The organism is Actinospineispora spinosispora DSM 44797 (assembly GCF_000429025.1).
Classification (GTDB): domain Bacteria; phylum Actinomycetota; class Actinomycetes; order Mycobacteriales; family Pseudonocardiaceae; genus Pseudonocardia; species Pseudonocardia spinosispora.
Genome location: NZ_AUBB01000031.1, coordinates 18,362 through 42,923 on the forward strand (window position 1 = coordinate 18,362; position 24,562 = coordinate 42,923).

Here is a 24,562-nt window from a genome sequence, read left to right on the forward strand (position 1 = left end):
TTCAGTTTCACGAGTGCTCACCGGCCCCGACCTGATGGATGTCGGGACCTGATCTCCGCGACCGCCCACACGAGCGCCCACAGGAGAATGGAGATCATGATTGTCACGCCGACGACGGTCGCGATGGCGTTGAGGAACCGCTCCACCCCTCGGAAGATCGCGGACAGCGCGGCGAGCGCCCCGAAGATCATCACTCCGACGCTGATCCTGCGCGTCTCCCTGCGCTGCTCCTGATGATCGATGTCTTCTTCGGCCAATGTCCTCACCCCTGCGCCACTCCAGGTAAGTCCATTGTGCCCCTCCACGCTGATCTGGGAGAGCACCAACTTGTCGGCGCCCGCCCATTGAGCGATCGGGCTGAACTCGCCGGTCATTCGATCAACCGAACCCTGAAACGCCTGAGGCGTTTCCACGCAGCATTATCGGCATTATTTAAACAGATTATATCTCTTACTTAACCCTAAGTTGAGTAACGATAGTCCGCGCGGTCGACCAAAGTAGTTGAGAGTAGTATTACCAAGTGTCGGCGGTAAGATCAGAGAAATTAAGCGCTCAAATCACTCGCTACGGCGGAACGGAGACTCGCGCGATGCGTGTTTCAGCAAGGATCGGCTCGACCGTGGTCGCTGGTGCTATTGGTTTATTCGTTCCCATGGTCAGTCTGGCGCCTACGGCATTCGCGGCCACCCCCGCACACGCTGCACCTACCGCGGCGCCGCCAGTCGGGCCCGGTGATGATGACGCCAGCGCTGGCTTGGCAGCCCCCAGTGTCGGTTCGCCTATCGGCAGTGGCGGAACGCCCACCGGCGATGGCGGCGTGCAGACCCCCGACGGCCGTGTGGTCCGCAACTCCGAGACCGAGCAGAACGCCGCCGCCGAGGAAGCCGATAGGAGCGCACGTACACCCACCAGCGGCGGCGTCGCCCCCGAGGTATTAGCGCACGACCATGGCACGGACCCCGGCAAGCCTTCTCCATATAGTGGCACATACGGTAAAGATAGTAATGGGGACATTGATTCAGCGTGCACTAGTGCTCCAAGATGCATCCAGACGAATACCAAGCCCGGAGATCCTCCGCAGTATTCGGCTGGCGGTGGGCAGTATGATCCTCAAACCGCAATCGGGACTGCTCCCGTACCTCCCACACCCGGCAGGTAATCCACACCCTACAAATTTGCACGCGCCGAATAACCCGATGCCGCGCAACCCGAAAAGATGGCATTTCTCGCCCAGTTCTTAGGGTGGCCGCCGCTTGATCGTCCGTTGTCTTGACATCGGACGGTCAAGCGGCGGCCGTGGGGCTGGGCGGTCTACCCGGACACCAGGCAGGGCAGTGACGCCTCCACCAGCCAGCCGGCGTCGGTACGCCCAGCGTGCAACACCCCGCCGAGCAGCTCGACGCGCTCGCGCATGCCGGCCAACCCCCAGCCACCCGGGGACGAGGACACCGGCGTCTTCGGGCCCACCCCCGAAGGATTGACCGTATCGACCCGCACCACGATCGTCGCCGGCGAGGTGGCGTCCACCGTGAGCGTGGTACGGCTTCCCACCGGACTGTGTTTGACCACGTTGGTCAGCGCCTCCTGAGCCACTCGCATCACAGCGAACCCGTGCGCCGGGTCCAGCCCGTCGAGACACCCGGTGATGCGCACGCTCAACTCGGTGTGCTTGCCTGCCCATTCGACCAACTCATCCAGTGCCGCCGTCAGCCCGGTGGGTGCGATCAGCAGCGTGGCGATGTCGCGCTCCCCTGCATCGGCGTCGCGCAGGATCGCCACCAGCTGCTGGAGCTGGGTCAGTGCGGTGCACGCGGCGGTGTGCACGTCCCGCAGCACCTCGGCCATCTCCGGTGTGGCACCGTACTGTGCCCCGCTGGCTCGCACCGCGATGGCGGAGACATGGTGGGCCAGGATGTCGTGCAGTTCCCGGGCGATCGCAGCTCGCTCGGTGGCGCGCACGGCGGTGTCCAGGACGTGGCGCTGGGTCTCCAGCTGAACCGCCCGGTCGCGGGCCAGCTCGGCTGTCCGTCGCGTCGACCGCACGTACCTGCCCACCACCAGCATGGCGAGCACCATGCAGACGACCATCAGCACGAACGGCAGGGTGATCAGCGTGACGTGCCAGCGGCCGGCGGCCAGCACCGTCACCGTCGTCGCGGCCACGGAGCCGACCACGATCGGGGTACCGTCGCGCCGGGCCGCGAGTTCCACCTCCGCGACGACCAGGAACGTGAAGGCCGCCTCCATCCCGGCCTGCTGCCCGTACAGGCTGGCCAGCGCCATGAGAACGCACTGCGCCAGCAGGGTCGGCAGCGGCTGACGGCCTCCGCCGAATGACACCGCCGCGGCCGTGACCACCACACTCCAGTCCACCAGGTCGGTGATCGGCGTGCCGAGCTGGTCGGTGACGATCGTCAGATAGCCCAGGGCGTACACCACCGGGAGCAGTCTCAGGTGGATCGCACGCACCCGGATCCGATTCGCCATCGTCGACCAACTCGTCACAGAAGCAGCATCCCGTACCCGCAGCCTTGACGACTCCACCCGACGGACACCGCGGCTCCTCCCTCAGGGCACACACCTTCGACCGTTCGGAGGGTTCGCCGTGCGCATCGGCCCGACACCGTGATCCGGTGAACGAAACAACCGCTTCCCCGACGACCTCCGTCGCAGAACCTTCCGGGGGTGGATCCGCATGGGCGGCTTTCGCCGCCGCTGTAGTGCGGTCTCCCCTCACCGTGGGGGCGTTGGCTCCCAGCTCAGCGCGTCTGGCACACAGGCTCGCCGAGGTCATCCCCGGTGACGGCGACCCCACGGTCGTCGAACTCGGTCCAGGTACCGGACCGGTGACCTCAGCCATCGGCCGCCGACTGCGGGGACGCGGCCTGCATCTCGCGCTGGACACCAACGCCGGCCTGATCGCCTACCTCCGTACCCGCCACCCGGACGTCGTCGCCTACCACACCGACGCCGCCGACCTCCTCGACGTGCTCGCGCGGCACCGGCTCGACACAGCCGACGTCATCATCAGCGGCCTGCCGTGGACACTGTTCCGAGCCGATGTCCAGGCGACGCTGCTCGACCGGATCACCACAGCGTTGCATCCCACCGGCGTGTTCACCACATTCGCCTATCTCAACGCCACCCCCCTCCAGCCGGCGCGGCGGTTCCGAAGGCTGCTCCACCAGCACTTCGGCGAAGTTCTACCCACCCAGACCGTCTGGGCCAATTTCCTGCCGGCACTCACCTACGTCTGTCGATACCCGGTACCGCGCACGGCGGGAACGGGAGCTTGAGCCCCGAGCACGGGGCCCGCGTCCACTTGGCGGTGGAGACCGTGAACCCGATCAACGACGTCGGACGCCGAGCGAGGTCGACCCGGTTCGGGGGCCGGCGGACGAACCACCCGCGACCGACGACCTACGTTCCTCCCGGCGAGATCGGCAGGGTCGACCCGACCGGGCCGCTGATGCTGGCGATCGGGGCGTTGGGGGTCGCCGGTGCCGGTTCGGCCGGGTTGCACGTGTGGTCGGCGGGTCGGCTCGACCCGCTGACCACCACGATCAGCGACTACGCCTCACTGCCTGGAGGCCCGGCGCGCCTCGGGGCGGTCACCCTGGCCGTGGCCGTCGCCACGTCGGCGGTACCGGTCGTGCTGGTGCGCTCGGAGCTGCCGGATCCGGCGCCGGTCTGCGTGCTGCTCAGTGCGGGGTGCCTCGGCCTCGTGATCTCGACGATCTTCCCGACCAATGCGCCGGAATCCGCCGCCTCACTGTCGACCGTGCTGCACCGCTGGGGTGTCGGCGTGTTCTTCTTCGGCCTGCCGATCGCCGCGAGTGCGGTGGCCCGGCGCATCGACCGACCGGCCGTCCTGCTGCGCGGGTTGCTCGGGGCCAGTGTCACGGCGGGCGCGGTCTTCCTGATCAGCCACCTGCCCCGGATAGCCCCTGGCATCCCGATGGCGGGCGTGATCGCCAAGTTGGCGCCGCGCGGGCTGAGCGAGCGGGTGCTGCTCACCGTCGACCTCGCGCTGCTGGCGGCGACCGCGCTGGCAGGCGCCCGCCGCGACCGGAGGTGCGCGTGATCCTCCTGGGGATTCTCCTGGCCACCATGGCCGCCCTCACCTACGCCGTCGCGGCTCAGGTTCAGCACGCCGCCGTGCACGCGTTCCCCGATCCGCGGCCTGGCCGCCGCGCCCCGCTCTCCACCGCGACGCTGCGGAAGCTGGTGCGCGACCGGAACTGGCGGATCGGGCTGGCTGCCCTGGGCATCGGCACCGCTCTGCACGCCGTAGCGCTGGCCTGCGCACCGTTGACCGTGGTGCAACCCATCGGTGTGCTCGCCATCGGGTTCGCCGTATTGTTCTCCTCAACCGTCCCGAGTCGGCACACCGTGATCGCCGCCCTGACCAGCGGTTTCGGCATCGTCGTCTTCGTAGTGCTGGTGGCCGGGCAAGCGAATGGGGCCGCCCGTATTCCATCCGGCGCCGATCGGCAGGTGATGGCGATCGCCGGGGTGGCCACTACCGGATTGGTGGTCTGCGCGCTCACGATGCGCGGGTGGACGCGCGGCCTGGCCTTCGCGGCCGCTACCGGCGTCGCGTACGCGGCGGTGTCCGCGCTGACCAGGATCGTGGCCAGTCCCCTGTGGGACAGCGGTGTGACCGACCTGCCGACACTGCCCCTGCTGGGGATCGCGCTGTTACTGGTGGCGGGTGCGGCCTGTCTGCAGCAGGCCTATGCCAGCGGCGGGGTCGACACGGCGCAAGCCACCCAGACCGTCGTCGACCCCCTGGTCGGAGTGCTGATCGGGATGTTCTTGTTCCACGAGGGACACCCGGCCGACACGACCGCCGCGATCGGTGAGGCCCTCGGCGCGACCTTGGCGATCATCGGCGTGATCGCCCTCGCCCTGCGGCCCGGCCCGACCTTCGCGTCGGGGAGCCAGGCCACCACCGCCGGGGTCGACGGGTATCGGCTGAGCGAGCAACCTGTGCCCCAGAGCCAGCGCCTGCCGGACCTGCCGTCGGATCGGCAGTTGCGGGTCGTGATCGGCGCGGACACCTTCCCGCCCGATATCAACGGTGCCGCCCGGTTCGCACAGCAACTCGCGGGCGGGCTGGCGGGACGGGGCCATGACGTGCACGTGCTCTGCCCGTCCGACACCGGTCGCGAGCGGGTGGACGAGGTCGACGGAGTCACCCTGCACCGAGTGCCCGCACACCGCACCCCGATGCACCCGTCATTCCGGATCTGTCTGCTGTGGCGAGCCCACGCGGGCGCGCGGAGACTGCTCACCGCGCTGCGTCCTGACCTGGTGCACGTGCAGGCTCATTTCCTGGTCGGCCGAGCACTGGTGCGACAGGCGGCCGCGCTGCGCATACCGATCGTCGCGACGAACCATTTCATGCCGGAGAACCTGTTCGGTCACCTGCGCGTGCCACGTTGGCTGCGCGGAGCCGCCCGTTCGTTGGCCTGGCGGGATCTCGTCTCGGTCCTGCGGCCTGCCCGTGTGATCACCGCTCCGACGCCCACCGCGGTCAGCCTGCTGACCCGGTACGGCGTGTCCTCGCGCACCCTGGCCGTCTCCTGCGGGGTGAACCTGCTCACCGATCACGCGAGCGCGAAGCTGGGCGACGCGCCTCCTTCCGTGTTGTTCGTCGGGCGACTGGACGAGGAGAAGCACGTCGACGTGCTGTTGCGCGCCGTCGCGTCGGTACCCGACCTGACCTCGGACATCGTCGGCGACGGCCCGCTGCGCACCACGTTGGCCCGGCTGGCGGAGCAACTGGGTATCGCCGACCGGGTCAGATTCCACGGCTTCGTCAGTGAGGCTGAGCTCGCGCGGGCCTACGCCCGGTGCACGGTGTTCTGCATGCCAGGCACCGCCGAGTTGCAGAGCCTGGCGACCATGGAGGCAATGGCGGCGGGAAAGCCGATCATCGCGGCCGATGCGGTGGCGCTGCCGCACCTCGTTCGGCCCGGCCGCAACGGATGGCTGTTCCCGCCGGGCGAGTCCACCGTGCTCGCCGAGTTGCTCGCCACCACCTGCGCTCAACCCGATGCGCTGGCCGCCATGGGGGCGGCTAGCCGACAGCTCATCGCCGCGCACGACATCAACGCCACCCTCACCACCTTCGAATCCCTTTACACCTCAGTGCTCGAGCACGACATACCCGTGCCTGCCGCGCATCCGGAATGAGCATCACGGGAGAACTCATGAGTGCCGTTCGCGATTATCTGGGCGGCTTGCCGCCCCTGTTGCTGTTACTCGTCCTCGGCCTCTCGGTGACCTTCGAAGTGGCCGTGGTCGTCGGCGTCCCGTTGCCAGGCACGACCGCGTTGTTGCTGCTCGGCTTCTTCGCCAGGGCCGGACTGGTGGGCCTGCCCTCGGCGCTCGGCACCGCTGTTCTGGCCGGGGTGGCGGGCACCACGGCCGCATTCTGGTCCGGGCGCCGCAACGGAACGCGGGTCCGTAGCAGCCGGTGGGGCCACTGGGTCGGCGCCGCCCAGTGGGACCGCGCCGATCAGCTGTTCGCCCGCTTCGGTCGCCGGGCGGTGTTCTTCGGCCAGTTCGTCGCGGTGGCCCGCACCCTGGTCCCCCGGCTGGCCGGGATGAACGGCCAGCGGTACCGCCATTTCGCCGCCGCCAGCCTGCCCGCGATCACACTGTGGGTACCGGGGTTCATCGTGGGCGGCTACCTGGCGGGCGCTTCGTACGAGGCGATCTCATCCGCGTTCGGCTCCGCCACCACGGTCCTGCTGGTCGCGGTGGCGACCGCGATGCTGCTGATCCTGTGCGGTCGCTGGGTCGCTCGCCACCCGGAACCTGTGCACGCCGCCGCCACGGCGTTGTCGGCGACCCAGCCCGCGCGGGCGATGTCGCGGATCATGTCGAGGCGTCGAGGCAGGTGGACCGCGTGGCTGCGACGGCACACGAACGCGCGCGGTGCGCTCGCGGTCAACCTGCTGGTGCTCACCGCCGCGGCGATCACTCTCGCGGTACTCACCCAATTCAGTGCGTCCTGGATCGCGGGCCATGCCGGTCCGCGCAGCATCGACGTTCCGGTCGCCGAGTGGTTGGCCGCGCATCAGGACTATCACCTGACCGGTCCCGCGTTGATACTGGTCTCGGTGCTGCGCACGTCGTTCGTCCTCATCGCGGCCGCGGCGCTGTCGCTGCTCGCGATACGCCGCGCACTGGCCGTCCCCCACCCCATCAGGTCGAGGACACAGCGCGCGCTGAGCACGATCGGCGGTTTCGCCGCACTCGCCATCCTGGCCGGAGTCACCGATCGGCTCTCAGTGATCACGGACGCGCCAAGGGTCCTGGAGGGTGGGGAACTGTTCTCCACCCAGACCGCCGTCGTCACCTGCGCCGTAGCGCTCACCGCCTGGCGCTGCGGCCGAGCGGGCGGCTGGACCACTCGCACCGCGCTGTGGACCGGCGCTGCCTTGATCGTCTCGGCCTTGGCGGGAGCTCGCCTCTACACCGGTCTCGCTCTGCCCAGTGACACTCTCGCCGCTCTGCTACTCGGCACCGGCTGGGCGCTGTTGCTGACCAACGCCGCTGCCCATCCCACCGGCCGCACCTCGGAGCCGGTCGAGCGGACAACTATCCCTGCGGATGCGGTTGCACCGTCGAAGAGCCTGGCTGGGTGATCTCATTCGTCACAAACACCTCGCCTGCAGCGAGAATCGCGCGGGTCGGTATCATCACGCCCCGAGCCGGGTCCATCAGTGCGCACGGGTGAGCGGCAGTGTCCCGGCCGATGAATGAGGCCGTGGAGGTCCGAGGTGATCCAGGTTGCCCTGGTCGATGACCAGCCCGTGGTGCGCTCTGGACTGCGGATGATGCTAGATGTTATCGACGATATCACAGTCGTCGGCGAGGCGGACAACGGTACGCAGGCGCTGCAGCTGGTGCGCACCCACCCGGTCGACGTCGTCGTCATGGATCTGCGGATGCCGGGAATGGACGGCACCGCCGCGACCACTCGGCTCGCACGTGAGCATCCCCGCGCCCGAGTCCTGGTGCTGACCACGTTCGACGACGACGAACACCTCTACCACGCGTTGACCGCCGGAGCGCGCGGCTTTCTGGCCAAACATGCATCCGCCGCGCAGATCGTGCAGGCGATCCGCAGCGTCGCCCGCGATGAACCGGCGTTCAGCCCGGACGTGTTGTCCCGGATCGTGGCCAAGGCCACCTACCAGCCCGCGCCCTCGGACCCGGCCACCCATTGCGGCTCCGGCGCACCCATCAACCTGACCGCCCGAGAGCGGGAGGTCCTGCTCCTGCTGCCGAGCGGAGCCTCCAACCACGACATCGCCGACCGGCTGCATGTGGGCGTGACCACGGTCAAGACCCACATCGCGTCGCTGATCAACAAGACCGGGCGCACCAACCGAGTGCAACTGGCGGTACTGGCGATCCAGGTGGAGTCCAGCGCCTTACTCTCCTGACCCGTTGATCACAATCGAGCGTGAGCGAGGTCAGTCAACGGTCCGTGACCCCGCGACGGATCGACGGCTGATCGGTGACGGGACCCCGGGATTGCCGCGGCCCGCCTCTCGATGCCAGATACCGTTCTTGGTCATGACCAGACCCAACGCCCGTCCTGACAGACAGCGTCCGTCACCCCGATGAAGATCGAACAGCTCGACGTCATCGAAAGTCGCATGGCATACCCGGCAATGCGCACGCTCACTGCCGGCCCAGCGATTTAGGCACCCCCCACAGCAAATCGCCAGCAGATACGCACGGTCTTCCACGGACGGTAAGGCTAATCCGTTCAGCTCACAGAATTCACAGCCTGCGGCCGACGGCGTGTCATGCTCGCCGAATCGCCGGGCACCGGAGCGGTATGGACCGTTCCTTACTCGACCTTATGGTCCGCATAGCGTCGGGATAGTCATCCCGCTGCTGCACTTCCATTCCGGCAACGTCATCGACCAGAACCCGCGAGGCGGTACTACTTTGTGACCGTCGATCGACGCATTTGGTATCGACCTATATGCGCCGGTGACCCGCGCCCGGCGATGCTCGAGAGGCCGACGAGCGGGACGGACACATGAATGAACTTCGCAGAGACGATGATCATCGCAGGGCGCAGCCTGCGCGCGAACAAGCTGCGCTCGGCGCTGACCACGGTCGGCATCGTGATCGGCGTGACGGCGGTGATCGTCCTGGTGGGGCTCGGCGACGGCATGAAGGCCGGATTCAGCAAGTCCTTCGGTGCGCTGGCCACCGCGGTGGTCGTCAGCAAGATCGAGGGCGAGGTACCGGGCAGTGGTAAACCTCGCGCGCTCAAGGACGGTGACGTACAGGCCCTGCGAGACAGGGCGCCAGCGCTGGCCTCGGTGACGCCGCAGCTGGTCGGAACCGGGAACATCCACAACGGTCCAGGTGCTCCGTTCCGCGGCCAGATCACCGGCTCGACAACGGACTTCCTGACCGTGAGCAACCGGCAGATCGTGCTCGGCTCGATGTTCACCGAGGCCGATCTGAAGTCCGCCGCCCGGGTCACGCTGATCGGTCCGGAGGTGGTGGCGAACCTCTTCAACGGTGACGCGGCCGCCGCATACGGCAAGACCGTCCGGATCAGCCGGTCGAACTTCAAGGTCATCGGCGTACTCAAGTCGGACGGCGGCTCCGACAACGTGGCGCTGATGCCGCTGAGCACCGCCAGGGCCTACCTCCTCGGCGGGAACAAGACGATCAGCGGGCTGGTCGCCAAGGCGACCACGATCGCCGACGTGCCCGCCGCCGTCGAGCAGATCACCCGGGTTCTGTCCGCACGGCACAACATCACCGACCCGGCGAAAGAAGATTTCAAGGTCACCGCACTGCAGAACCAGCTGGACAAGATCAACCAGTTCATGACCTTCCTGACCCTGTTCATCGTCGCCGTGGCAGGCATCTCGCTGCTCGTCGGCGGGATAGGGGTGGCCAACATCATGTTGGTCTCGGTCACCGAACGAACCCGGGAGATCGGCATCCGCAAGGCGATCGGCGCACGCCGCAACACGATCCTGAAACAGTTCCTGATCGAGTCCACCGTGCTGGCCGGGCTCGGTGGCCTCATGGGGATCCTGTTCGGAGTGGGGATCGTGCTCGCCGCGGCAAGGATCATCCCCACGGTGACCGAGGACTTCGGCGTCCCGCAGGTCTCGATCCCTGCGGTCACGATCGCCTTCGCGGTCAGCCTGGCCATCGGCCTGATCGCGGGCGGCTATCCGGCCTTCCGCGCCGCCCGCCTCCAGCCCATCGAAGCCCTGCGCTATCAGTGACCTGGCACACTCGTCCCATGTATCGTCGGCGACGCCGGCTACCGGTTGAGAGGCCCGTGTTCCGCGCCGGCCCCGCGATCGAGCCGTGGGAGCCGACGCGGATGAACACTAGTTGCTGCCCGGTGCCGATCCCGGTTCCGGTGCCGTAGTCCCAGGCTCAGCAGGCGGCTGCTGAGACCCGGGCGAACTCTTCGACGCCTCTATCGTGACAATCTCGACGCCTCCCGCTCCCTCGGCCAAGACCGACCCGCTCGGGTGGGCCATCGCTTGAGGCGCGGCGATCAAGCCGGCCCCGACCGCAAGCGCTGACGCCGCGATCACCGTGATCAATCTGCGTTTCATTCGACCTCTCCTGTACCTCCGGCCCGAATGGGCCCCAGACGTGCTGGACCACCGAAGTCCAAACGCACAGCGATTACCACCGCACTAGACCCGACATAAAACCCAGTAAAGAATGCGCGAACCGGTCAGTGAACAAACCATAGACAGAAGTCACCTTCGTCTCATACGTTGCTTCACGTGTCAACGAAGCAGACCGTCCGCGTCTCATCCGACGCGCGCCACGGCCGCCACCCCTCGTGCGCCATCCCGATTCAACAGATACTCAACCGCGCCGCCACCACGTCTCGAACAACACTATCCAGTCAGCGAGCGGGCGCCCACAGCGCAACCACACGAAACAAGGGGGTCGTTACCGCGCTGTGCGGGAAAATTGAGGGTTCCACCACTTCCCGCCACGCGGCCACGACGTCCTTGCCGTCGGAACGGATCCGAATCTGGCTCACGGTCGGGGTGTTCGGTCTATTCGGACTGTCAGCGGTACTGCTCACCTCGCTACCGATGAGCCGTCAACCCGTTCCACCCGCCATCGCCAATGCAATCGTCCACGATTCGGCGGCCTTTCAGCTCCCCGCCCCTTCGGCGCCGGTGCTGATCCCGGATCCAGCTCCGACGAAACCCGTTCGCGCACAACGTCCGCCTGCCCAACACCGAACAACCGGTCAACGGCGGTCAAAGAACAGAAGTGCCCACGGAATCATCCGCCCCGTTCGACCCGATATCATTGATGACATTCCTGGGCGCTTGCTACAGGGGTGGCTGGGAACCCAATCCGGTTCGTGGTGACTCACGCTGTGCGTGTGGCGGCGGGCGTTCTTGCCGTGCCGGAACTCAGCGAATCTTCTGATGTCTGCCCATGTTGAGCTGCGGGACACGGTCCACCGGGGTGAACGTATGGTTGAGTTGTTCGGTAAGCCGAGCCATTTCGAAGCCAACCAGCCCGAGATCAGCCGTCGGTGAGGCGACGATGGTGAGGAACGACCCATTACTGATCGACATCAGGAGGACCAGAGCGCCCTCCATCTCCAGCAGCGTGTGGTTGAGTTGGCCCGCACGCAGGAAGTTCGCCGCACCGCGACTGAGACTGATCACCCCGGAAGTCACCGCGGCGAGCTGATCACCCAGAGCGGGCGACACTTCAGGAGTACTCGCCAGCAGCAATCCTTCAGATGACACCAGCAAGGCATGGTCGATACCCGCAACCCGGTTGACGAACCCGGTGAGCAGCCAGTCGAGGTCATTACGGCGCATAGTGGACAGTACCTCTCCACCCATCTATCACAGCGTCATACTCGGACAAGACACTGAACTCAACAACATCATTTCTCAGAACGATTTACCACTTGCGGCAAGCAAGATTCGAACGAGGTGCGACTGCTCCGGTTCTTGTGCAAACGACGATTGCTCAGAACTCCAGCCCGTCGCGGATGACCGATCCTCCGACTTTCCGACTTTATCAGACAGATCCTCGACGGTCTCCCATTCCCAATATGCTGCGGCGTGACAGGCCAGTGCATACGCGGGATGAGCGATTTGTGCCAAGTCGGCTAGCGCGATCCAGGTCGCGGCCCGCGCGGCAACGGTCTCCCGCACCCCAATGAGGTCACACCGATGTATCGCGGCCTCGAGCTCACGGCCCAGTGCGTCGAGCATTTCCTGCAACCCACTCGCCTGTGGACTGACCTCGCTGGGTGACCGCGGCCTCGACCGGCCGTCCCCGAATGATCCGATCGAGTCGTTCGTGGACGTACTCGATTGCTCCGTTCCAACCGGAATTCCCACAGAAGGAGAATCCGACTCGGCCCAGCACCCGGGGTAAGTCCACTCAGAAGCCGCTTGGCCAGTCATTCCGGCTAGACCTCCACCTTGAACCACCACCGAAATGGAAGTATCCGCTCAAAGTTCTGGCAGTATCCGCGCAGTTTCTAGAATCTATGCTGAAGCGCACCCACTGACAATAGTTTGTTCAGCAACCACTTTCGCGCGACGAACGGTTCCTCTGATGCGTTGAGCGGCCTCCTGTCCTGAGTAAATTCTCAGAACCACCGAATCGATCTTCAGTCCCGGCCCCAGACGACCGAGCCACGCCCCTTGGAGCGGAGACCGGCGGCGCACGGAGACCATCCGTCACTCCGGATGATCCGACTGATACCCGACCTCCAGCGCACCCACCGCGGCGCGGCCCGCGGTGTCCAGATAGCGGCGCATGATCTCCCGGGCAGCGACGGCGTCGCCTGCCCGAAGGGACCGCACCAGATCATGGTGGGCCTCGACGTGCACAGCGGCGTAGCCGTGCCGCTCGTGTCCACCTGCCCCCGCGTACGCCAGCCACCCGTAACGGGTACTGGCGCGCGCAAGCATCTGGACCAGGTTGCGGTCCCAACTGGTCATCGCGGGCCGTAAGAGGCTCAGATGTACCTCCTGGTGCAGCTCGTCATGCTCTTCCCTCGTGATCAACGGATCACCGCAAGCCCCCAACATGCGCTCGATCGAGTCGAGGCTCTCACTCGGGTGTTCGACGGCGGCGCGGGCGGCCAGCTCCGGTTCAATGCGGCGACGTAGCCGAAAGATCGCCACGCATTCCTCGGCGTTCACCGGGGCGACACGGGTGCCACGGGACCGACTGGTGAGCAACAGCCCCTCCGCCTCCAATGTCCGCAGCGCCTCCCGCACCGGGATGTAGCTGACACTGAACCGGGCCGCCACCTCGCGCTGAGTGAATTCCAACCCCGGCTTCATCCGGCCGACGAGGATCTCCGCGCGTAGTGCATTGGTGACTCGCTCGACCACCGAAACGGACCCGGCAACCGGAGTGTGGGCCCTAGGGTTCATATCTCACTTCCGTAGTCGTCGCAGAGGAGTCGGGCGATACAATATAGCGAGATTGGGTTCATCGCATCGACTTCACTGAATCATTACCCTCCTTTAGGGATTTACTGAAGAGCTCTACGCAGAGATCCTTAGGAAAGAATTATGATTCTCCCTACCCGCGTGAAGCGAGGTACTTGGTATCCTTCTCGGCCATGCGCGGACACATCACCCTCCCAGTCGATCACCTGCGCACCGTTCTCGAAAAGATCCTCACCCATCTCGAACGCGGCGGGACTCATGAAATCACCCTCGAGGACAACTATTTCTGGGTGATCCCCGGTGATCAGTTGTACGACGTGTACAGCTTCTCTCCACATACCCTCACGATCGGCAGGCTGTCTGAATCCTGGCAACCTCTCACCGCGATGTTGCGTGAAGATTCCGAACCGACGCCCTCGGACCTGGTCAAGTTGGCCGACATCCTGCACGCGATCGGACATACCCCACTTCCGGAGCACCACCGCCCATCGCCATGACCAGGAGCATCGGGCTGCAGCAGCACGCATCATCATCGATGATCTATTTCTTGTCGTTGAGTGATCTCGTCTTCGGAGGCCGTCGCGATGGTGGTGTCGCGATCGTCAACCAGCACACCAGCCCGATCAACGCTGTGACACCGCCCCCGAACCCTGTCGGAGAGCAGGCGACACCCGACATCGCCGCGGTCAGTCCCGCCGCGACCCGGGCACCCCGCCGCGCAAGTGCCTGGTCGGCCCGCGGCTGGCCTGTCGAGGTCTGTCGCGTCGAGAGCCAGGCCAACGCCCAACCGACGGCGTTCACCACCACGACCCCGACCAGCACCGTCCCCGGATCAGGTTGCATCCGCCGCGCCCAACCGACGCCGGTCAGCGCCAGCGCGGCCAGCCCGGCCGGCCACACCGAGAGCACGGCGACCGCGCAGATCGACCAGCGGGACACCAGGTCTCCGACCCGTGGTGCCCGCACCGCCGACGACTCGGCGGATGCGCGGCCGCGGGAAGCCCACTGCCCCCACAGCTCAGCCAGCAATCCCCCCAACAGGAGTGTGGCCAACAGCGAGGAGAGCTTGACTGAACCTGACTCCGGCGATGAGACCGACCATGTCACCCCCAGGAACAGCAAGGGATACCAGATACGCCGGCGCTTCAAATAAGTGACGGCGACAGTCACCTCGGCCTCGGTCGGGTGGATCACCCGCCACCGTTCGAGCAACCGAAACCCGCGAGTCCGGTCCGGCCACAGCAGGGCCAACAGGACGATCCCAGTGATGCCCATCGTCAGCACGACACCGATGTTCATGGCAGGTCCCTGGGATGACTCGTAGGCGACGTCGAGCGCGACAGCTCTCCGGTGGACAGGTCGTCACGCCGGGGGCACTCAGGAATACGTGGCGAATCCCGGCCAGCTCCTGCGCAGTTCAGGTGGCTCCGGTGCCGCGCCGCGCCACAGCTGCAAGCGGTAGGAGTCCGCGCCACCACCGCACTGTCGGACTGCCTCGTCATAACCTCGTCCGGCGATCCAGGCACGGTAGAAACCGGCCGGGACCTGGCAGGTGATCGGATCATCCCCGCCGGAGGCCTCGAACGACAGCTCGCCGTGCGGGATGTCGAGATCGACGTCCACGACATGGTCCCAGTCCTCGAGGTCCGGATGTGGCGGCGCGGACAGAATCTCGATGCGCAGGGGTGCATCGAAGTTCCACTGCACCGGCGTGAGGATGGTGATCAAGTCGTCCGCGCAGCCGACGAAAAGAGCGCTGTCGTAGGCATGGCGGAGCGAGCGCAGCACGGTGTCCTCCTCGGGCGGCGGGCCACCGTAGACATACACCTGGCTGTAGTCGATCCGGATGGTCAGATCGATCACGGCGCGTTGTTCCGGCCACAGCTGGACCAGATGTGACTCCACCGGAGCCTCATCCGGGTCCAGGTCACCGAGATCGCGTCCGCCGCGCGCTGAGACGCGCAGCCGGTAGCGTTGTCCCGGTGTCGTGGTCAGGCGGGGTAGTTCTACTCCGCCGTCGAACAGCGGCCACACCGCGACCTCATCACCGGTGCTGGTGATCGTGACCTCTTCGGTCAGGTCCCAGGCCTGGTCACCCGGGTGCGGTTCAAGTGGTCCGCCGATCTCGACCGTGATCTCGACCTGGCCGGAGAAGGTCCCTGTCGTAACGATGGCGCCGTGATGGCCGTCTGAGAAGAGCATGCCTCGGTCGTGAGGCCCGACCGTCGGAACACCGTCCGGTGGATACCCGATGCAGTACATCCCGTAGCTGATATGTACGTTCTCGGTCCCGCGCAACGACGGATGCTGATGACCGTAGGGTTCGCCGCGCAGACGGCGGCCGAGTTGGTCCGTTGCCTTGTGCACGATCTCCGGCGCGGTGGGCGCCGGCCAGACGAGCAGTCGATAGCGCCCGCCGAGGGACCGATCGTCGCGGCCCACCGCGTGGACTCGGATTCGATAGTCGCCAGGCCAGGGCGGGGTCTGCAGGCCGACGGGACTCGGCCACGGGGTGATCGTCCCCAGCACTGTGCCCGCCCCCTGCACGGCGGTCCAGGAGATCTCGACGACCTCGTCCCAGCTCTGGATGTCCAGCTCAGGCATGGCGTCATGAAGTTCCATGCAGACCTCGACGAGGTGCGCGGGGGCGCCGGTGCGGATGATCGGCACCCCGTCGACCACGGCGACCAGCCCGTTGCGGGTGAAATCCTGGACGGTGTCCGGGATCAGTTCGCTGACCGGTGCGTACTCGCGGTTGCGCGTCGCCTGCACCGGATCGACGTGCTGGACCTGAGTGATCCGCATGGCGGCGGAGAAGCCTTCGACGAGGACCAACCGCTGCTGTGGCGCCCCGACCCAGGTGACGGCGGTGCGCGGCAAGGTGTATCCGCTCCGCTGCGCGGCGAGCGCGGCCGCATCGTATCCGTCGGGTGGCAGCGCCCGACTCAGCAGCACGTACGTTTCACAGTACCCGACCCAGCCGAGCGATCTGATCAGATCGGGGTCGCTCGCGACATGCGCCATGGCTCGCTGGATCGCCAGTGCGGTGGCCAGACACACGGCGAGATGACCGGCACCGTGGGCGGCCGCGAGCTCCGCTTCGGTCCGCGCCGAGGAGGCCAGCAGCGGGATGATCAGTCGGTGTCGCACCAACGTCAGGACCGAAGCCCTGAGCAGCTCTCGTGCACTCGCCAGTGGATCCGGTAGCGGCTCAGGCCGGGGTCCTTCAGCCGGTCGCGAGAAGCCGACCAGGGAGAAACTTCCGTCAGGTGACTCCCGAAGTCGCCGCTGCATGTGCAGCTGCTCGTCCAGCTGCCCCCATAGTTCATCGGTCAACGCCAGCGCGGGATGGTCGACGAGCTCGGTGGGCGGAACGAGCGCCATCCGCTCCAGCACCGGGTACAGCAGGTCGGGCAGGCCGACAGGCAACTTCCGCCCGAACGAGCTGAACGGATCGTGCAGATTGTGCCTGCCGAGATCGACAGCCGCTTCGTGGGGCGTAGCCGCGACCAGTACCGGAACCGCCTCGGCCACCACCCGCGCCAACGCGTCGATCAGGTCGCGGGACAGGATCACGAGGTTTCTCCTCAGCGAAGTCATAATTCGTGGACTATGAATCATCGGCGACGTCGCATCCCGATCACTACCGTCTTGAGATTGAATTAGAATGGTTTTAGCTCAGATTTATTCTCCCTCATCGGTCCACATTTTCGCGCACCAAAATCATTTCAAGTCCGGACCGGATTGTCTCGCCGCTGCCTCGGACCGCGTTCTTGCGTAGCCGCGTCGCACGGCCATCGCCTCACAGCACCTTGGCCCTGCTTCCGGTCAGGTAGTCGTCGAGCAGCTCCCGGAGTCCCGACTCGATCACTCCGATGGCTCCGCGCACGGTGCGTTCGCCGCGCATCAGGCGCAGACCTTCGAGGGAGATCAGCTCGGAAACCCTCGGATACTCCGCGAACCGGGGCCGATACGCCGGATCGACGTAGCTGCTCCAGGTCCGCAGCAACGGGTCCAGCCTCGGGTGACGTGGTTTGGACGGCGGCGTGGCGTATGCGCCACGGCGTGCCGGGCTGCCGCCAGCGTCGATGTGTCGGGCCGCCACCGGCGCGGAGGTCAGCCACTGGGCGAGCAGCCAGGCCGCGCGCTGCCGCTCGGGCGCCACCTGAGAGCTGACACCGAGGGCGTAGCCACCCAACGGCGCATGCCGCTCACCATCGAGCCCGATCGGTTCCACCGCGACCCCGATGTGCGGGGGCAGCACCTCGAATCCGGGATTCCAGGTGGTGATCATCGCCACCCGGTCTTCGGCCAGCGCGCGCAGCGCGTCCGGGTCGCCCCACTCGGTCACATCCGGTGGCATGTACTCGCGCAGCCGCCGCCGGAACTCCAACCCGTCACGGGCCGCGGGGCTGTGCAGTCGCGGCTCGAACGTCGCCGGGTCGAGCAGCTCGCCGCCCGCCTGGCGCAGCATCCGCAGGAACGAGCCCGCGGTCTGTGTCTCACCGCGCAGCGAGGGCAGCGCGAACGCGTGACGCCCGCCGCTGGTCAGCCGGGGAGCCAACGCCAACAGCTCCGACCAGTGCACCGGCGGACCGGACAGCCCGGCTTCTCTCAGCAGGGTCTTGTTGTAGTAGAGCAATCCGGCCGAGCTTTCGAACGGCATCCCGTAGACAGCACGCCGCCAGGTGCCCACCACACTGAGCAGTACCTGGAAGAACCCGTGCAGCTCCAGCCCGGGATCAGCCAGTTCCGGATCGGTGTAGAACTCACCGAGCGGAACCAGCCAACCTTCGGAAACGTACTGGCCGATCCAGATGCAGTCGACCAGCAGCAGGTCGAACGCACCGGCTCCGTCGCGGAGATTCTCGGCCTGGTCGTGTCGCAGCCGGAGGTAATCGAACTCGCGGGACCGCACCCGGATACCGGTGAGCGCCGCGAACTCGGCGGCCAGCTCGACCGCCGCCGGGTATCCCGGCCGGTCCAGCACCGGCAGAGTGATCTCGACGCCCGCCAATGGGCGGGCCGCTGCCGCAAGGCTCCAGCGAGGGGACCGAGCTGGTGGTCCGTAGCCGGTAGGGGTGTCGAGTAAACCGGTGATCATCCGGCTTTCCGTCCGGTCAGCGACAGCGGGTCGGAGAACACCCCGGCCAGAATCGTCGCGGCGCCGCCCACCAGGCACGCGTCGCGCCCGTGCGACGCGGGCAGCACCTCACCCGGCCCAGCGGCCCAGACCAGGCTGGTGTCCCGCAGCATGGTGTCGATGGTCGGAATGAGCAGATCGGCTGCCGGGCTGAGAGTGCCACCGAGCACGATCCTCGCCGGGTTGAGCGCGGTCACCAGATTCGCGATGCCCAGGCCCAGCCACTGCCCGACGTCGGCGAGCGCGGCCACCGCAACCGGGTCGCCTGACCTGGCGGCAGCCACCACCCGGTCCACGGTGAGCTGGTAGGAGGTCAGCCGCAGCAACGGCGAGTGCATCCCGCGCCGTGCCTGCGCATGCACCTGGTCGAACAGGGCGCGCTGGCTCGCGCGAGTATCCCAGCAGCCGCGCCCACCGCACCGGCACACCGCCCCGCCCGGGTCTACGACCATGTGCCCGACACCGCCGGCAAAACCTCGGTGCCCGGACATCAGCTGCCCGTTGACGACGAACCCGCCGTGAATACCGGACCCCACACTCAGGTAGAGGACGTCCGCGCACCGGGCACGCCCGAGACCGGCCATGCTGTCCAGCACCGCGTCGATGCTCCCCGCGGCACCGCTGTCCCCGGAGAACACTTCCCCGAGAGCCGAGAGGTTCGCCTCTTCGACCAAGTGGATCGGTGCATCCAGTCGGGCGCTCAACCAAGAGCGGATCGGCGCCTGGGTGCAGTCCAGTTCGCTGGAGTGCACCAGGACACCGCGTTCGACGTCGACCAGACCGGGGACACCGACACAGACCCCGATCACCTCGGCGGGAGCCTGTTCCATGGCCAGCGTCGCCAGCTCGGTGGCCACCTCGAGCACGACGGAGAGTGCACTGTCTTCGGCAAGGCCGATGCGGCGCTGCCAGATCGGGGTGGCGACGAAGTCGGACAGCCGCGTCGCGACGAAGTCCCCGCCGATCTCCACACTGATCACCGAGCCACCGAGCGGGTTCAGCTCCAACAGCGTGCCCGGCCTGCCGACCGACCCGGTCCGGATACCGACCTCCCGAACCAACCCTGCTTCGAGCAACTGGCTGACCAGGCTGGACACCGTGGCCCTGCTCAAACCGGTGATCTTGGCCGCGTCAGCCCTTGACAATGTGCGCTCTGCTTTCAGCGCACGCAGCACCGCGCCCAGGTTGCCCCCGCGAACCATCGCCTGGGCGGTGAAGGCCGAGGACTGATTAGTTTGGTGGGTCAACATATGACGGAGTGTTCACCCCTCGCTGTCAGTGTCAACCCTTTAAAGAGTACTGATTTCAGCATTCGGCCTGGCACACACGAGAACTCCCCGACGAGAATCGCCGATCTGACCATCAGGCATCTCCTCCGAATCGGGTCGCACCCGTGGTGCCCATCACCCGCTCGATGATCGTTACTTCACGGCGTGTTCGGCTCGTCGATGGAGTAGAGGCGAGAGCATCGATCCGCCCGGATCACATGTGCGCGATGGTGCGCACGATGTCGACGTAGAAGTTTCCGCCGATGGGCCGGAAGATTTGGAATGGTTCGCCGGGGCTTCCGACGAAAGGACGCAACGTCCACCCAAGCTGAGTCCCGACGAACCCGAACAGCAGCACCCACACATACAGCAACGTGGGGGCCGCGGTGTTTCCCTCGGATTGTGCGGACTGCGCCGGATCCCTCTCTTCGCTCGGCTGCGCCCCGAGGCGGGCGAGCCGGTTGAGCCCATTCATCCCGGATATGAGAAACCGCAGGCCCACGAGTGCGGTCAGCAGCAGGATGGCCACGTTGAGTAGCTTGTAGAACTCATACTGTGGTGCGGTGACCAGGAAGAACAGGCTGATCGGCGCGAAGGTCAGCGACAGTACCGACGTCACGGTCACGGCCAGCAGAACAAGCGCCAGCGCCTGTGACACCGACAGCCTGGCGCCGAAGACCAGGTTGAACAGGTAGAGCGTCGGCAGACAGATCGCTATGGTCACCACAAACAGGATGGGCAGTTTCACCGCGGACGACAGTGCTTGCACCGCGCTGTGCGAGGCGCCGAGTACCGCGCCGTAACACGCCAGCGAGATGATCGAGCTTGTCGCCATCCGCACGATCAGCGCCTTCAGGTCCCGCTTGTCGTGAACCTGACACCAGATTCCGCCCCGGTCCCGCAGAATCCGCTCGATGACGAGCAGATCGTGAACACTTCCCGGCACGATGTCTCCCTTGGTGTTTCGGACCGGGATACTCAACGGAAGACCGCGAGGTGGTGGTGGACGGCCGACGTAGTCCGGTCGAGATCGTCGGTGGCGAGCAGATCCAGCAGCGCCCCGCGCAATACGGCCAAGATCAGGGTGCGTTGCGTCGCGCCCGCCACGCTTGCCCGCACGTCGGCCGGTTGCGCGGCGGCCAGTGCCGCCAGCCACTCCTCGACCGCGTCCTTGGCGAAACCCTCAGTTGGTCCCGGCGACGCGGTGACCGAGCGCGCGTACGCCTCCGCCCACAGCGCGAGCAGCGGCCGACGCACCGGCTCGCTCAGCCACGTCCAGAGCTCCATCGCGGCCCGCTCGATGCCGGCCGGCTCAGGTCGGTCGTGTCTCCGCAGCTGATTCAGAATTCGCCGCTCGTCCGTGCGGGCCCGAGCGAGCACTTCCCGGATCAGGTCGTGCTTGCTGCCGAACAAGAACAACAGCACCCGGGGACTCGACCCTACTTCGGTGGCAAGAGGGCGCAGGGACAGATCCGACAACCCTCGCCGCTGAATGTATTCATAGGCCGACTCGAGCAGCGTCAGCTTGCGCACCGAAGGCCCGGTCGCACTGGTTCTCATAATCCTACCCTGTTCGCCGGCCCGCCGAATCGATGATCTCCGGTTCGGCAGTCAGGGTCATCGAAGAATTGCTAACCGGGGGCTAACGCAATGACATGCCGGGCTAAATCGAGATGTCCGCCAATGCGTGAACTGCGCGGAGCAGCGAGTCACGACACGCGGCGACGGCCGGATGCTCGCCATTGCCTCGCTGGGTCGCGGTGAACAGCTTGCGCGTGTCCGGGCGCCGCACCAGCGGCCGCAACGGCACGGTCGGCGGCTGTTCGAACCACAGTAGGTCCGGCAACAACGCCACCGCGTGCCCCTGCTCGACCAGCCGAAGATGCATCATGATGTCGCTGGTCTCGTACCGGACGTCAGGCTCGAAACCCGCATCGCGGCACAACTCGACCGCCCACTGCCGAGAGGCACAGCCGGACGGTTCCATCACCCACGCCCGACCCGCCAGATCGGCCATCCCCCGGGTATCGGGCGAAAGGCGGTGACCGGCCGGGTGGGCCAGCCGCACCCGGTCCACCGACAGCTCCACCCGTTCCAGCTCTGCGGATCTGCTGATCGGATGCCCTGGGTACTCCTCGCCGACAACCAGGTCCAGATCACCGGCGAGCATCGTGCGCAGCGCGGTCTCCGAGTCGATCTGGGCCACCTCGACCCGCAGACCGGGGTGCAATTCCTTCAGCTCGGTCAGCATGATCGGGATCAGTGACAGGTTCACCGTCTGAAATGCGCTGATACACACCGTGCCGATCAGCTCCTCCATCGACCGGGCGATGTCGGACTCGGCGGCGGTCACCTGTCGCAGTATCACCTCGGCGTGCCCGACCAGGATCTCCGCCTGAGGGGTCAGCCGAAGCCTGCGGCCGTCCGGCACCAGCAGCCGCACCCCCACCTCACGCTCGAGCTGGGACAGCTGCTGCGAAATGGTCGAGGGGCTGTAGGAGAGCGCAACGGCGACGGCGCTGAGTGTGCCGCGATGTTTGAATTCGCGGAGCAGCTTGAGCCGATGCAGGTCGAACATCACCAATCTTCCAGTAGGATCGAATGTAAAGCGTCGAGATGTTCCGCTTGCGGAAATGATCGTAGCGCGGGCCTTAGCGTCACAGGCCCGCTCCTGGCGAAATCCGCCACTTCGGCGAGAGCCGTCTGCTCAGCTAACCGTCATGGCGCCATTACGGATTCGAGATGTCGCTCTTATTGCCGACTTGCGGACCATTTATCGCACTCTTAAGGACTTTGGTGCTTCAGTGCCTTGCCGACGACGCCCGGGCTGCCTCGTCGCCTGCCCGGGCGCCCTCGCTCACCACTCGGGGAAATGACGACGTCAGCGCCGGGGACGGTGCGCAGAGCCCCACGGAGGCTCCAGTGGCTGGAATCCACAGCAAGCTCGACGCGCGGAAGTCCCGACAGTGCGACGAGCCGCTCGCACCAGGGCCTGGCGCCGGACGTCACGCACTGAGAGAGACGGCGAGATCCAAGACACCCCCGGTCGTGACGCGCTCCAGCTGGACCGGGCGACGGTGGGTGACCGCAGCCGCGTTCTCCGTGCTGGCCTTCGCCCTCGTCGGCGGTGTGGCGGCCACTATCGCGCCGGACGGTCCGCTGCATTCGGTCGACATCCGCTCCTGGATCGGCTCGGCAGGCACCGAAGGGGTCTCGCTGAAGAGCGACACTCACCCGAGGAAGACACCGCAACCGGAACGGCTGCCCACCGACCCGGCGTTCTCCGCACCGGCCTCACCCATCTCGCTGCCCCCGCCACTACCCCCACAGCCACCGGCCCCGGTTCGCATACAGCCACCGATTCCGACGCCGGGAATCGTCGCCTCGAAGCTCACGCAGCCGAAACGACAGCTGGTCGACGGACGGAACACCCAACATGCCGGCGCCCAGAAGCCGGATTCGAAGAAACAGCCGGACCGGCACGGCGAGGGCGGTGATCACAAGCCCACGCACCGGTCGAGGAGCTCCGACGACGACGACGATTCCGGCCTCAACGACCTGACCTCGTCGAACACGCTGCTCAGCAACTGAGGACGAGCACGAACCGGATGGCGGCGACCGCCACGAGTTCGGAGGCCGGCCCGCGGCTACCGAGATGCGTCCGCCAACATGCCGCCGATCTCCTCACTGGTGGTGAGCCGGGATCGGCGGCCACCGATCACCTGACCAGCGCGCATCACCCAGATCTGTTCGGAGAGACGCAGTCCCTGCTCGAAGTCCGGGCTGAGGAACAGTACGGCGCGGTCGGGGCGGCGCAGCCTTCTGATCAGCTGTTCCACCCTCTCCGCCTCGCCGGCGCTCAGCGAGGCGGTCGGATCGTCGATGATCACTGTGCGGGCATCGAACAGGTCGGCTCTGCAGACCGCCATCGCTCGACGTTGTCCACGGGACAGCTTGCGCACCCGCGTACCTGCCGAGGGTATGTCCACCGCCAGCTCCGCGAGGACGACGGAAGCGTAGGCCTGCATCGTCAACCGGTCGAGGAACGGACCGGTCCGCAGTTCCCGATTCAAGAACAGGTTCTGCCAGACTGCCAACTCCTCGGCCACTGCCACGCCCTGATGGACCGTCTCGATACCGGCGCGATGGGCGTCCTTGACGCTGCTCAATCGAAGCGACCGGTCGTCGATCAGTACCTGCCCGCTGGTCGGCGGGCACATACCCGACAGACATCGCACCAACGCCGATTTGCCGGCGCCATGACCCCCGACCAGAGCGGTGATCTCCCCCGCTCTAGCCCAAAAAGATATATCGGACAGGGGTTGGACGTCGTCGCTCAGAAACGATAGGTCGCGTACTGAGAAAGCGGTCATCTCCGACGAATATCCCGTCCAGTGGGAACCTTATCCAACGAGCCGAGCAAATGTACCGGCAGGCGGCGGAACCCTGGGTTCGATTGAGCGTTGTATTACTGGCCTTCGTCGACATCTCGGGGCGATCTCGGCGGGTACTTCTCGACCCATGTCGTCAGTCGTTGGCCCGGCTGAAGAACCACATTATCGGCCCGCAGCAATCGAACGACATGGCCGACGTTGGCCAGACTGCCCAGCTCACCGGCCTCGGTCGGACTTCCACCCGACATCACCTGAACTCCATCGGAGTCGGTGACG

At 66.3% G+C, this 24,562-nt stretch carries 21 protein-coding genes; 8 read left to right on the top strand and 13 right to left on the bottom strand.

Annotated features, from left to right (window positions below; translation table 11 throughout):
• Positions 1 to 17: 17 nt before the first annotated feature.
• Both G406_RS0115395 and G406_RS54035 read right to left on the bottom strand, forming a co-directional pair.
• On the bottom strand, positions 18 to 374 hold the full coding sequence (locus G406_RS0115395; protein WP_028934542.1) for a hypothetical protein: 357 nt from the start codon (positions 372 to 374) through the stop codon (positions 18 to 20).
• A 937-nt stretch (positions 375 to 1,311) separates the two neighbouring features.
• Positions 1,312 to 2,487 (bottom strand): sensor histidine kinase, encoded by a 1,176-nt coding sequence (locus tag G406_RS54035; protein WP_051342146.1) that lies wholly within the window; start codon positions 2,485 to 2,487, stop codon positions 1,312 to 1,314.
• A gap of 251 nt (positions 2,488 to 2,738) precedes the next feature.
• On the opposite strand from G406_RS54035, the gene G406_RS47115 reads away from it, so the two are divergent.
• The 5 genes from G406_RS47115 (at position 2,739) to G406_RS0115425 (ending at position 8,465) form a co-directional block, all read left to right on the top strand.
• Positions 2,739 to 3,296, top strand: coding sequence for a class I SAM-dependent methyltransferase (locus G406_RS47115; RefSeq protein ID WP_245607124.1), 558 nt, complete (start codon positions 2,739 to 2,741; stop codon positions 3,294 to 3,296).
• A gap of 41 nt (positions 3,297 to 3,337) precedes the next feature.
• Entirely contained in the window at positions 3,338 to 4,084 is a 747-nt protein-coding gene (locus G406_RS0115410) for a DUF998 domain-containing protein (RefSeq protein ID WP_156934893.1), read from the top strand.
• A complete protein-coding gene (locus G406_RS55195; protein ID WP_028934544.1) occupies positions 4,081 to 6,201 on the top strand; it encodes a glycosyltransferase in 2,121 nt (706 codons plus the stop codon). Before G406_RS0115410 ends, G406_RS55195 begins: the two co-directional genes overlap by 4 nt.
• 17 nt (positions 6,202 to 6,218) lie before the next feature.
• Positions 6,219 to 7,661, top strand: coding sequence for a DedA family protein (locus G406_RS0115420; protein ID WP_028934545.1), 1,443 nt, complete (start codon positions 6,219 to 6,221; stop codon positions 7,659 to 7,661).
• 114 nt (positions 7,662 to 7,775) lie between these two features.
• Positions 7,776 to 8,465, top strand: a complete 690-nt coding sequence (locus G406_RS0115425) for a response regulator transcription factor (protein ID WP_281172441.1) — start codon at positions 7,776 to 7,778, stop codon at positions 8,463 to 8,465.
• A gap of 30 nt (positions 8,466 to 8,495) precedes the next feature.
• Here the strand turns inward: G406_RS0115425 and G406_RS59720 are convergent, their stop codons facing one another.
• Positions 8,496 to 8,774: an FDXHR family putative zinc-binding protein gene (locus tag G406_RS59720; protein WP_037076797.1), complete on the bottom strand. Its 279-nt coding sequence runs from the start codon at positions 8,772 to 8,774 to the stop codon at positions 8,496 to 8,498.
• A 303-nt stretch (positions 8,775 to 9,077) separates the two neighbouring features.
• On the opposite strand from G406_RS59720, the gene G406_RS0115435 reads away from it, so the two are divergent.
• Positions 9,078 to 10,292, top strand: coding sequence for an ABC transporter permease (locus G406_RS0115435; RefSeq protein WP_028934547.1), 1,215 nt, complete (start codon positions 9,078 to 9,080; stop codon positions 10,290 to 10,292).
• A gap of 1,170 nt (positions 10,293 to 11,462) precedes the next feature.
• Here the strand turns inward: G406_RS0115435 and G406_RS0115440 are convergent.
• Both G406_RS0115440 and G406_RS47125 read right to left on the bottom strand, forming a co-directional pair.
• Positions 11,463 to 11,906, bottom strand: a complete 444-nt coding sequence (locus tag G406_RS0115440; protein ID WP_028934548.1) for a roadblock/LC7 domain-containing protein — start codon at positions 11,904 to 11,906, stop codon at positions 11,463 to 11,465.
• Between the two features lie 852 nt (positions 11,907 to 12,758).
• Positions 12,759 to 13,421 (bottom strand): GntR family transcriptional regulator, encoded by a 663-nt coding sequence (locus G406_RS47125; RefSeq protein ID WP_051342147.1) that lies wholly within the window; start codon positions 13,419 to 13,421, stop codon positions 12,759 to 12,761.
• A 233-nt stretch (positions 13,422 to 13,654) separates the two neighbouring features.
• Here G406_RS47125 and G406_RS47130 point away from each other — a divergent pair, with 233 nt between their 5' ends.
• Entirely contained in the window at positions 13,655 to 13,978 is a 324-nt protein-coding gene (locus G406_RS47130) for a hypothetical protein (RefSeq protein ID WP_051342148.1), read from the top strand.
• A 43-nt stretch (positions 13,979 to 14,021) separates the two neighbouring features.
• Here G406_RS47130 and G406_RS47135 read toward each other — a convergent pair whose 3' ends face one another.
• The 7 genes from G406_RS47135 to G406_RS0115490 all read right to left on the bottom strand — a co-directional run bounded on the left by G406_RS47135 (position 14,022) and on the right by G406_RS0115490 (position 22,470).
• Positions 14,022 to 14,780 (bottom strand): hypothetical protein, encoded by a 759-nt coding sequence (locus G406_RS47135; protein ID WP_051342149.1) that lies wholly within the window; start codon positions 14,778 to 14,780, stop codon positions 14,022 to 14,024.
• A 78-nt stretch (positions 14,781 to 14,858) separates the two neighbouring features.
• Positions 14,859 to 17,057, bottom strand: a complete 2,199-nt coding sequence (locus G406_RS54045) for a hypothetical protein (protein WP_051342150.1) — start codon at positions 17,055 to 17,057, stop codon at positions 14,859 to 14,861.
• 226 nt (positions 17,058 to 17,283) lie between these two features.
• Positions 17,284 to 18,585: an ABC transporter substrate-binding protein gene (locus tag G406_RS47145; RefSeq protein WP_084216099.1), complete on the bottom strand. Its 1,302-nt coding sequence runs from the start codon at positions 18,583 to 18,585 to the stop codon at positions 17,284 to 17,286.
• Positions 18,582 to 19,874: an ROK family transcriptional regulator gene (locus G406_RS0115475; protein ID WP_084216100.1), complete on the bottom strand. Its 1,293-nt coding sequence runs from the start codon at positions 19,872 to 19,874 to the stop codon at positions 18,582 to 18,584. The genes G406_RS47145 and G406_RS0115475 overlap by 4 nt, the downstream gene beginning before the upstream one ends.
• Positions 19,875 to 20,106: 232 nt before the next feature.
• Positions 20,107 to 20,874: a hypothetical protein gene (locus tag G406_RS0115480; RefSeq protein WP_211241165.1), complete on the bottom strand. Its 768-nt coding sequence runs from the start codon at positions 20,872 to 20,874 to the stop codon at positions 20,107 to 20,109.
• Complete coding sequence (locus tag G406_RS0115485) at positions 20,871 to 21,452, bottom strand: TetR/AcrR family transcriptional regulator (RefSeq protein WP_028934551.1); 582 nt, start codon at positions 21,450 to 21,452, stop codon at positions 20,871 to 20,873. The genes G406_RS0115480 and G406_RS0115485 overlap by 4 nt, the downstream gene beginning before the upstream one ends.
• A 103-nt stretch (positions 21,453 to 21,555) precedes the next feature.
• Positions 21,556 to 22,470: a LysR family transcriptional regulator gene (locus tag G406_RS0115490; protein WP_028934552.1), complete on the bottom strand. Its 915-nt coding sequence runs from the start codon at positions 22,468 to 22,470 to the stop codon at positions 21,556 to 21,558.
• Positions 22,471 to 22,940: 470 nt separating this feature from the next.
• On the opposite strand from G406_RS0115490, the gene G406_RS47150 reads away from it, so the two are divergent.
• Positions 22,941 to 23,483: a hypothetical protein gene (locus G406_RS47150; protein ID WP_037076801.1), complete on the top strand. Its 543-nt coding sequence runs from the start codon at positions 22,941 to 22,943 to the stop codon at positions 23,481 to 23,483.
• Between the two features lie 56 nt (positions 23,484 to 23,539).
• Here G406_RS47150 and G406_RS47155 read toward each other — a convergent pair whose 3' ends face one another.
• Positions 23,540 to 24,265, bottom strand: a complete 726-nt coding sequence (locus G406_RS47155; RefSeq protein WP_064742932.1) for an ATP-binding cassette domain-containing protein — start codon at positions 24,263 to 24,265, stop codon at positions 23,540 to 23,542.
• Between the last annotated feature and the right edge of the window lie 297 nt (positions 24,266 to 24,562).

Coding starts and splice junctions, on each gene's coding strand:
- G406_RS0115395 (WP_028934542.1), bottom strand. CDS start 374: ATGACCGGCGAGTTCAGCCCGATCGCTCAATGGGCGGGCGCCGACAAG.
- G406_RS54035 (WP_051342146.1), bottom strand. CDS start 2,487: ATGGCGAATCGGATCCGGGTGCGTGCGATCCACCTGAGACTGCTCCCG.
- G406_RS0115420 (WP_028934545.1), top strand. CDS start 6,219: ATGAGTGCCGTTCGCGATTATCTGGGCGGCTTGCCGCCCCTGTTGCTG.
- G406_RS0115425 (WP_281172441.1), top strand. CDS start 7,776: ATGAGGCCGTGGAGGTCCGAGGTGATCCAGGTTGCCCTGGTCGATGAC.
- G406_RS0115435 (WP_028934547.1), top strand. CDS start 9,078: ATGAACTTCGCAGAGACGATGATCATCGCAGGGCGCAGCCTGCGCGCG.
- G406_RS0115440 (WP_028934548.1), bottom strand. CDS start 11,906: ATGGGTGGAGAGGTACTGTCCACTATGCGCCGTAATGACCTCGACTGG.
- G406_RS47130 (WP_051342148.1), top strand. CDS start 13,655: ATGCGCGGACACATCACCCTCCCAGTCGATCACCTGCGCACCGTTCTC.
- G406_RS47135 (WP_051342149.1), bottom strand. CDS start 14,780: ATGAACATCGGTGTCGTGCTGACGATGGGCATCACTGGGATCGTCCTG.
- G406_RS47145 (WP_084216099.1), bottom strand. CDS start 18,585: ATGATCACCGGTTTACTCGACACCCCTACCGGCTACGGACCACCAGCT.
- G406_RS0115475 (WP_084216100.1), bottom strand. CDS start 19,874: ATGTTGACCCACCAAACTAATCAGTCCTCGGCCTTCACCGCCCAGGCG.
- G406_RS0115485 (WP_028934551.1), bottom strand. CDS start 21,452: ATGAGAACCAGTGCGACCGGGCCTTCGGTGCGCAAGCTGACGCTGCTC.
- G406_RS0115490 (WP_028934552.1), bottom strand. CDS start 22,470: ATGTTCGACCTGCATCGGCTCAAGCTGCTCCGCGAATTCAAACATCGC.
- G406_RS47155 (WP_064742932.1), bottom strand. CDS start 24,265: ATGACCGCTTTCTCAGTACGCGACCTATCGTTTCTGAGCGACGACGTC.